We start from the raw sequence: 9,375 nt of genomic DNA on the forward strand, positions 1-9,375 counted from the left end.
TGACAATAGCTTCATAAAACTAAAGTTAATAATAAGAGTCTGATATTTTTGATAAGTTTGATTCGAACAACCAGCATACTGACATTATTGTTCGGTTTTCTACTGAGTCCTTTTGCTGTCTTCGCAAATGACCTGTTAACGCTGAAGGTCGAAGGCGTAACAGGCAGCCTTGAACGCAATGTAAAAGCGCATCTGGGGACATTACCTAAGTCAGATGTACAACGCCGTGCTTTTATTTTTAATGCTGAAGATAATATCAATGCCGCTTTGCACTCTATGGGGTATTACAATAGCAAGATAGAGCAAGAGTTTAACCGCAACGATAAAGGCCCTTGGCAGCTTAGCTATACCATCACACCTGGAGAACCAACAACAGTGCGCTGGGTTGATATACAAGTCAGTGGTGAGATGCGTGAAGACAGAGTGTTCGAGCAATGGCTTTCCCAATTGGCTATTCGGCCAGGAGATAGATTAAATCATGGCGTATATGAAGATTTAAAAGCTCAACTATTAACATTGTCATTAGCCCGAGGCTATTTTGATGGCAAATTTGATAAGGCCGAGATAGAGGTTGATAGGGATTATAATAGCGCAAAAATAGCACTGCATTATGACTCTGGTAAACGCTACCATATAGGTGAAGTCACTTTTACTGGGCACACATTGCAGCCCGAGATTTTAGAGCAGCTTATCCCATTCGAGCTAGATGCTCCCTACAGTACTGGCAATTTGGGGCAATTAAATAGACAACTACTCGATACAGGCTACTTTTCAAATATCAAAGTGTTACCTTTAGTTGAGCAAGTTGAGGGGTTACTTGTCCCTGTAAGGGTCGATCTGAGCCCGAAACCCGATCACTCGATTGAGCTTGGCTTAGGTGTGGATGTCGGTAATACGGTAGATAACAGCATCGAACCCCGCGTTCGTGTTACTTGGCGTACACCACAAATAAACAGTTATGGGCACTCGCAAGAAACCTCGGCGGAATGGGCGCCTGATAGACCAAAATTTTTAACCACTTATACCATTCCGTTAACGCACCCTCTAGATGATCAGCTTAAATTGCGGGTTGGCATGTTACGAGACAAGTATGGTGTCACTCAAGTTTACAATGAAGACGACAGACAATTTAAGAACACTGGCCAGTTAGAATCATCTAAATTACTTTTTGCAGTGATCCGCCAGCAACGTCTTGGTCATCAATGGATCCTCAACTACTCTACCGAAGTGATGCGAGAAAGTTACACTCAATCTGGTGTTGATTACGATCCCTTCTTTGTACTTTTCGGGGCTAATGTGTCTAAAACGTCTCGCGGTGATAACTCTCTCGATCCCAAATCAGGCTTCTTGCAATATTACAGCTTGGAATATGCGGACCCAAGTTTAGGCTCAGAAGTACGATTAGCTCGGCTGCAGGCAAAATTTAAGTGGATCCAGCGGTTTTTCGAAAACCACCGTATTGTGTCGCGTTTGGATCTCGCCGCCAATATTACCAATGAAAGCAATTTAGCGCAGATCCCGCCCTCATTACGCTATTTTGCAGGTGGTGACCAAAGTATTCGTGGCTACAGTTATAACGAACTCGGTCCATCTATAGATTCTATAAATGATGAAGGTGAAATAGTGAGAGAAGTTGTTGGTGGACGTTATTTGATGGTAGGTAGCATTGAGTACCAGTATTACGTCACCCCCACTTGGCGTGTAGCCACCTTTATTGATGCGGGTAACGCCTTTGATGTTAATCAGATAGAAGCCATTACCTCTGTCGGTGCCGGCATCCATTGGATATCGCCGATAGGCCCAGTGAAATTTGATGTGGGTGTAGGCTTAAAGGAAACCGATACCATTAGTAGACCTTGGCGTATCCATATCACGATGGGGGCTGAACTGTGACGCAAAAAACACCGGAGACAGATAAAGCTCCGCAATCTCGTTCCAAAGCTCACCAAGCAAGAGTAATCATTTGGCGTTGGTTTAAGCGCCTTTTCCGAACGCTTTTTTATATTCCTCTAGGCTTGTTAATCAGCTTAGCCATTATTATAGGGACTAACTTTGGTTCTCATTTCGCAGTAAAAATAGCTGATCTTTTTGTGCCTGATCTCGACATCAGTTATGTATCTGGAAAAATAAATAACCGCCTACAATTAGACGTCGGTAACTGGCAAATGCCAGGAATTAAAGTTGAAACCACTGGGTTAGTCTTAGATTGGAACCCTATGTGCTTAATCCAAAAGCAGTTATGCGTAAATGAGTTAAGTGCAACTAAAGTTAATGTTGAAATAGATACTGACTTGCTTGGTGAGCCAACCGCTATTGAAGTGGCTACAAATGATGCAGCAATTGCAACCGACAATAACAATAACAATAACAATAAAGACAATTTAATCACAGATATCAGTCAACCTATCGATACTATCGTCAATGAGATTGAAGAGAATCAAGAAATTGTCTTACCATTTGGTATTAAGCTTGCTATAGGTGCATTGAGCCATGTGACTGTGCGCGTCAATGATATGGACTTTAACGCAGCGCAACTTAATTTAAGTGCTGAATGGCAAAGTACTGGTATTAGAGCTCAATCGATTTATGCGAAAGATTTATTAGTATCTATTCCACTCGGTAGCAGCGAAGAGAATAATGCAGACGCGACTATGGTGACTGAAGAAAAGCCTGCTATGCCTACCTCGACAAGTGAAGCCATAAATCAAGCAAGTGGCGCCAATGCAATAACTGATGATGCTAATAAGTGGGCCATGGCTCATTTACCTGAAGTGTTTATGCCAATCCCTGTCTATGTTGAATCGCTAGAGATCAACAAAGGCAATTTAATACTTGGTGCAAGAAAAGATCATTTTAACACTATCGCCCTTAGTGGAAGCTATCAAACTTTTCTGATTAATATAGATGAGTTGTCAGTATCTCACAGCTATGGCTCGGTCGAGTTAGATGGACATATGTCTCTTGCAGATGACTATCCAATGGATTTTGAATTGGATATTAATCTTGATCACGTTGATGAAGTTCCAGGCCTAAAAGGCCAGCAACTCAATGTATCAGTGAAGCAAGGCTTTAGAGAAATTCACAGTGAGATTGTAGGTCATGGACAGTTTGAATTTGAGTTATCTTCGAGTATTGCTCTAGCTAACCCTAAAATCCCTTATTCGATAGCACTGCAGTCAAATAAACTGCAATGGCCAATGGCAAAGCCTGAGTATATTGCAACCAACATCAAACTGAAAACTCAAGGTGATCTTAAGCAGCAACACGTCGATCTGCAAACAAATTTCAACTCCAAATACCAGCCGATAATCAAGGTTAACACTCTATTTGCACACCAAGATTCAACACTTGATTTCAGTGAACTAAAGATTGAGAGCGAGATGGGTAATGTTTCAATTGATGGGAAACTCACTTACGGCGATACGGTTAAGTGGGATACTGCTGTTGTCACTGAAAAACTCGATATTAGCCAACTACAACTCGATTTGGAACAGTCCTTACCTAAAAGCAGTATTAATGGCCAGTTTAGCAGTAACGGTAAATTTTCATTAGCAAATTCCCAATGGTCGGTAGGCATAGCAGATGCAAAACTTGATGGAGATATAGAAACCTACCCACTGACAATCGATGGTAATTTAACACTTAACCACAATTGGTATTTAAGTTCGACCGGACTCAATATTCATGCGTTGAAAAGTGCTTTATACATTGAGGGTGAAGTAGATAAGCGCTGGGCATTAACAGGTGACTTAACCGTACCAGATTTAAGCCTATGGCACCAAGATGCTCAAGGAACAATTGAAAGCGACATTACTGTCACTGGCGAGTCAGAACAACCCAATATCGGTGTATCTCTTCTGGCCAACAATCTTAAGTTCAATCAATTATCGCTAGAGAAACTAAATTTAACAGCTCGATATAGACCGCTCGATAATCAATCGTACTCAGCACAGCTAACCTCGGAAAAGTTTAATTACGATTCGATATTTCTAGACAGTATCAAAATACAAAGTAACGGCGACTTAAATCAGCAATCCCTGAGTGTAGAAACTCTCGGGGAACTCGGGTTAACGACGAGCATCAATAGCCAATTTGATGACAATAAAAACTCTGTAAGTGGGCAAATAGATCAGCTAAGCCTGCATTCAAAGCTTGGTGAGGTTACTCTCGAGAAAGCAATCAGAGCACAGTACGATATTTCAAAAAATAAAGGTCAAATTACGCCATTTTGTCTGTCCCATGACAGCGGCAAGTTATGTGCAGTCGAGCCAATAAATGTCGGTCTGAGTGGTCAAGCAAAAATGCAATACACAGGTGATCTTGGGGTTTTAATTTCACCATGGCTACCAGAGAGTATTCGCTGGCAAGCGCCTGCCACTCTAGCGTCAGAATTCACATGGTTCGAAGAAGCTAAGCCTACAGGTCAATTAGAGCTTGATCTCAAACCTGGCGCTTTCAACTTTAAAACGGCCAATAGTAATGAGATCAGTGTCGGATACAAATCTTTCAACATACAAAGCCTATTGAACGAACAGTTTCTTAAAACAACAATCGCACTAGAGTCTTATAAGATAGCCAGTTTAGACGCGAACCTCACTGTTAGTGTCACCCCAGATAGAAGCATTGACGGCAAACTTGCCTTACATCAAATAGACTTACAAGCACTCGCTCAGCTATTACCTGAGCTAGAAACATTAGAAGGTATAGTATCGAGTAATCTTAATTTGAGCGGAACGCTAGCAGACCCACAAGCCTCAGGCGATATAACGCTGAGAAACGGATCTATTTTAGCTACCGCAAACCCAACACTTATTGAAGATGTAGACTTGAATCTAACCTTCGCCGGTAAACAAGCACAAATAGATGGTGAGCTAAAAATGGGCAAAGGGCTTGCTTATATCGACGGTCAACTGGATTGGTTAAATAAACAGTTACAAGGTAACTTCGATATAAAAGGCAAGGATCTGGCAGTCATTCAGCCGCCGCTTGCAATTCTAAGTGTTGGAACAGATCTCAATATTAGTTTTACCGACCATTCCGTTGATGTAAAAGGTGATATTAATGTGCCCAGTGGCCAGATCACAATTGTTCAGTTGCCAGAAGGCGGTGTTGCTGTATCTAAAGACGTGGTGTTTAAAGACAGCCTTGCAACCCAAACTTCGAAAGCCACACCGTTAGCAGTTTCAGCTGAAGTGAATTTAAACATTGGCGACGATTTAAAAGTTGATGGAATGGGACTCGACGGCAAATTATTAGGCAAGTTAGAATTAAAGCAGAGCCCATTTCGGCCACCGCTGCTCTTTGGTGAAATAAAAGTTATTGATGGCTCTTATAAGTTCATGGGGCAGACTTTAAAAATTAAAGCCGGTGAAATGCAGTTTATTGGCCCCATTGATGTGCCAAATTTGAATATAGAAGCGGCTCGCGAAATTAAAGAGGAAGACGTGACAGCAGGTGTTCGCATAACTGGAACACCGATGAAACCAATCGTTAACCTTTATTCAAACCCAGCAAAAGAGCAGGCAGAAATTTTAAATTATATTGTTAGGGGAACAGGGTTAAATAGCAATGACGTTGACCAAAACAGCGGCTTAATGATGGGAGCAGCATTAACACTCAGTAACCAAATTGGCGGCGGAGCCATAGGTAATATCGGTAATACAGCGACAGGCATCATCGAAAAAATAGGTTTTTCAAATGTCCAACTCGATGCAAACGACGATGGTCGATTCGCTATTAGCGGATTTATTGGCGAAGACCTAATGGTAAAATACGGTATTGGGGTATTTAACCCAGGATATGAAATGACTGTGCGATATTATTTGTTATCGCAGCTTTATCTAGAGACGGTGTCGGGTACCATTGAGCAATCTTTAGATATTTACTACAGCTTTGACCTATAATCTAGAGCATTAAAAAAGCCATCTAAATAGATGGCTCTTTTTTTAACTGACTAAACTCAATTTGATGCTCTAGGTATTTGAATGGCCCAACTCAACTGGCATTTGGTCGCGTAAGCTCTGCCACATCATGCCACTATTAATACCGTATGTTCGCATAAGCGCAGCAACATCCGCATAATTCTTATCGACTGCGAGCTGCTGCAGCTGTTTATAAAAATCTAACGCTAGTGCTCGTGCATCGGCGCTAGAGAAATAATAGCGTCCAACTCTACTATATAATCCTTTGAAACCGTTAAGAATAAGAACATAAAGAGGATTACCTGAAGAAAATGCTAAAGTGTGCTGCAACTCATAGTCGAAATCTGCATAAGCTTGCGCAGTATCTTCCAACTCATCAAGTTTTGATAATGCTTCAACCGCTTTATCGGGGTTATTTCGAATAGCGCCTCTAAAATAGATTGCACTAACACTACTACGAGCCGATAGCAGTTGATCGACTAGCTCTGGAAAACCATCGGGATCGAGTTCAGCAATTGTCTCTAGAATGTTGAGCCCTGAAGTCTCCCAGAAATTATTCACTCGAGTGGGTTTGCCATGTTGGATAGTTAACCATCCATCTCGCGCAAGGCGTTGCAACACTTCACGTAATGTCGTGCGGGTCACACCTATTAATTCAGACAACTCTCGTTCAGCTGGCAAAATAGAACCGGGGGCAAATTTGTTCTCCCAAATGGATCGTACAATATATTTCTCTGCAAAACTTGCAGGGCCTTTGGCATTGATGATCATCAGCCTACTCTATCCAATTATTAGTGTTGTTCTAATACTGATCATACCAGAGCTACCCAAAATGGAAACCTAAACCGCTTCATTAGATAAGCACTGTTACGAGAAAATACAAATTATGCTCAAAAAACATGCTAACAAAGAGTTTTAAATGATTTTTTTTGATTTAGATACACGTTTGGGTAATCAAAGCTGTTTAAGTTAGTCAAAAGGAATTACCTTTAGCGTCGGCAATTTTATTAGTAACAACAAATCTAGTTAATTTCTTGTTACAATCGAACATTACAAATACAAGAGTGAGGATTCCATGCCTGTGACAATAAGTCAGGCGTTTCTTGATAACTTCTTAGGCAATTCGCCAAAGTGGTTCAAATTCGCAATATTATCGTTTCTAGTGATCAACCCGGTCGTTTTCTATCTTAATCCGTTTGTTGCGGGTTGGTTGTTGGTTTTAGAGTTTATCTTTACCCTTGCTATGGCGCTTAAATGCTACCCATTGCAACCCGGGGGGTTACTTGCAATCGAAGCGGTAATAATAGGCATGACTTCGCCTAGCCAAGTTCTGCATGAGATTGAAGCAAACCTAGAGGTCTTATTGCTGCTAATCTTTATGGTTGCTGGCATCTATTTCATGAAGCAGCTTTTACTGTTTGTCTTCACGAAAATGATCACTAAGGTTCGCTCCAAAATTGCCGTATCAATAATGTTCTGTGTTGCATCTGCATTTTTGTCTGCATTTCTCGACGCACTAACCGTAATCGCTGTAATTATCGCTGTAGCGGTTGGTTTCTATTCTATTTACCACAAAGTTGCATCGGGTAAGAACTTTAACGATAGCCATGATCATACTAGCGATGGCCAAAGCCAGTTATGTGAAGACGAACTTGAAGCATTCCGAGGCTTTTTACGAAATCTTCTGATGCATGCCGGTGTTGGTACTGCACTCGGTGGTGTTTGTACTATGGTCGGCGAACCGCAAAACTTAATTATTGCAGCTCAAGCAAACTGGCAGTTTGCAGAATTTGCACTGCGTATGTCTCCTGTAACCGTACCTGTATTCGTCGCTGGTGTATTCACCTGTTACTTGGTAGAGAAATTCAAAGTTTTTGATTACGGTAAGCAATTGCCAGATGCTGTGCACAAAATTTTGTCCGATTACTCTGCTCATGAAGATGCTCACCGTACTAAACATGACAAGATAAAATTAGTCGTTCAAGCATTCGTGGGGATTTGGCTTATTATCGGCCTTGCATTCCATCTTGCTTCAGTAGGTTTGATTGGTTTGTCTGTTATCATTTTAACGACAGCATTCAACGGCGTAACTAACGAACATGCACTTGGTAAAGCCTTTGAAGAAGCACTTCCTTTCACAGCATTACTTGCTGTGTTCTTTGCTATTGTTGGCGTAATTATCGACCAGCAACTGTTTGCACCAGTGATTCAATGGGCACTTAGCTATGAAGGTAACACCCAATTAGTTATTTTCTATATTGCCAACGGTTTACTGTCAATGGTCAGTGACAACGTATTTGTAGGAACGGTCTACATTAATGAGGTTAAAGCAGCCTTGCTTGATGGTCAGATCACCCGAGATCAGTTTGACCTACTTGCCGTTGCGATTAACACAGGTACTAACCTGCCTTCAGTAGCGACACCAAACGGCCAAGCTGCGTTCCTATTCCTACTGACATCGGCAATTGCCCCGTTAATCCGTCTTTCATACGGACGTATGGTTTGGATGGCACTACCTTACACAATCGTTTTATCAGTTGTGGGCATTTTAGCTATTCAGTTCGGCGGTTTAGAACAAATGACGCAATATTTCTACGATTCAGGAATGTTGCTGCACCATACAGCACAAGAAGTTGGACATAGTGCGGTATCCGGACACTAATTGTGTTAGTGTTTGACTGAACTAATCTTAATTTGGTTAGTCATATAAAACGCCCTATTTAGGGCGTTTTTTATTTGCAATGGAGAGCTAATCGTTGAATGCATTAATCAATTTTGCCCAATCCCGTACGGCATGGCTGGTACTAACAGCCACGGCGCTCGCTTTAGAATTGGCCGCACTGTTTTTTCAATATATTATGAAGCTAGATCCTTGTGTGATGTGTATCTATCAAAGGTTGGCAATATTTGGTATTTTGTTTGCTGGGGTACTGGGTACTATTGGCTACCAATCGCGTATTGCTCGCATTATTGCAATGGGGCTCTGGGGCACAAGTGCAGCCTATGGGCTAAAGCTAGCGCTAGAATTAGTTGATATGCAAACCAACCCTTCCCCGTTCGCGACGTGCTCTTTCTTGCCTGAGTTTCCAAGTTGGATGCCTCTACATGAGTGGATCCCATCAATATTCATGCCGACCGGTATGTGTACCGATATACCATGGCAGATGATGGGAGTGACGATGGGGCAGTGGATGATAGTGGCATTTACTGTTTATTTATTAGCGCTATTAATCTTTTTTATCCCTGCTTTACTATCAAAAAAGTAATACCTTTCGAATATCCGATCTCACGGTAATTAGAAAATTTGAGTTTGATAATCCGAGTATAACACTCGGGTTATCTACAATTTACTAGCGGCAGTTGATCTTTCACGGTTGTTTTTGCCGCAGTTTATTGGCTATTTTGACAAGGCGGAGGCTATGCCGTTTAGTTATTATCCACAAATAGTCTACAA

Annotated in this window: 5 protein-coding genes; 4 read left to right on the plus strand and 1 reads right to left on the minus strand. The window is 41.5% G+C overall.

Annotated elements, in window-relative coordinates; genetic code table 11:
* The first annotated feature begins 51 nt into the window (after positions 1–51).
* Together AB4135_RS02760 and AB4135_RS02765 are read left to right on the plus strand one after the other, a co-directional pair.
* Positions 52–1,893 carry an autotransporter assembly complex family protein gene (locus AB4135_RS02760; RefSeq protein ID WP_371990254.1) on the plus strand — a complete coding sequence of 614 codons (1,842 nt, stop codon included), beginning with the start codon at positions 52–54 and terminating at the stop codon, positions 1,891–1,893.
* Complete coding sequence (locus tag AB4135_RS02765; protein ID WP_371990115.1) at positions 1,890–5,903, plus strand: translocation/assembly module TamB domain-containing protein; 4,014 nt, start codon at positions 1,890–1,892, stop codon at positions 5,901–5,903. Before AB4135_RS02760 ends, AB4135_RS02765 begins: the two co-directional genes overlap by 4 nt.
* 69 nt (positions 5,904–5,972) lie before the next feature.
* Here the strand turns inward: AB4135_RS02765 and fadR are convergent, their stop codons facing one another.
* Positions 5,973–6,692 carry a fatty acid metabolism transcriptional regulator FadR gene (gene fadR, locus AB4135_RS02770; RefSeq protein ID WP_371990117.1) on the minus strand — a complete coding sequence of 240 codons (720 nt, stop codon included), beginning with the start codon at positions 6,690–6,692 and terminating at the stop codon, positions 5,973–5,975.
* 304 nt (positions 6,693–6,996) lie between these two features.
* Between fadR and nhaB the strand changes: the two genes are divergently transcribed.
* Together nhaB and dsbB are read left to right on the plus strand one after the other, a co-directional pair.
* The gene (nhaB, locus tag AB4135_RS02775; protein WP_371990119.1) at positions 6,997–8,583 is read left to right on the plus strand and encodes a sodium/proton antiporter NhaB; all 1,587 of its coding nucleotides are present in this window, start codon (positions 6,997–6,999) and stop codon (positions 8,581–8,583) included.
* Positions 8,584–8,677: 94 nt separating this feature from the next.
* Positions 8,678–9,187, plus strand: coding sequence for a disulfide bond formation protein DsbB (gene dsbB, locus AB4135_RS02780; RefSeq protein WP_371990121.1), 510 nt, complete (start codon positions 8,678–8,680; stop codon positions 9,185–9,187).
* Positions 9,188–9,375: the final 188 nt, after the last annotated feature.

It is taken from the genome of Shewanella sp. 10N.286.54.B9, assembly GCF_041468565.1.
Lineage (GTDB): Bacteria > Pseudomonadota > Gammaproteobacteria > Enterobacterales > Shewanellaceae > Shewanella.

Coding starts and splice junctions, on each gene's coding strand:
- fadR (WP_371990117.1), bottom strand. CDS start 6,692: ATGATCATCAATGCCAAAGGCCCTGCAAGTTTTGCAGAGAAATATATT.
- nhaB (WP_371990119.1), top strand. CDS start 6,997: ATGCCTGTGACAATAAGTCAGGCGTTTCTTGATAACTTCTTAGGCAAT.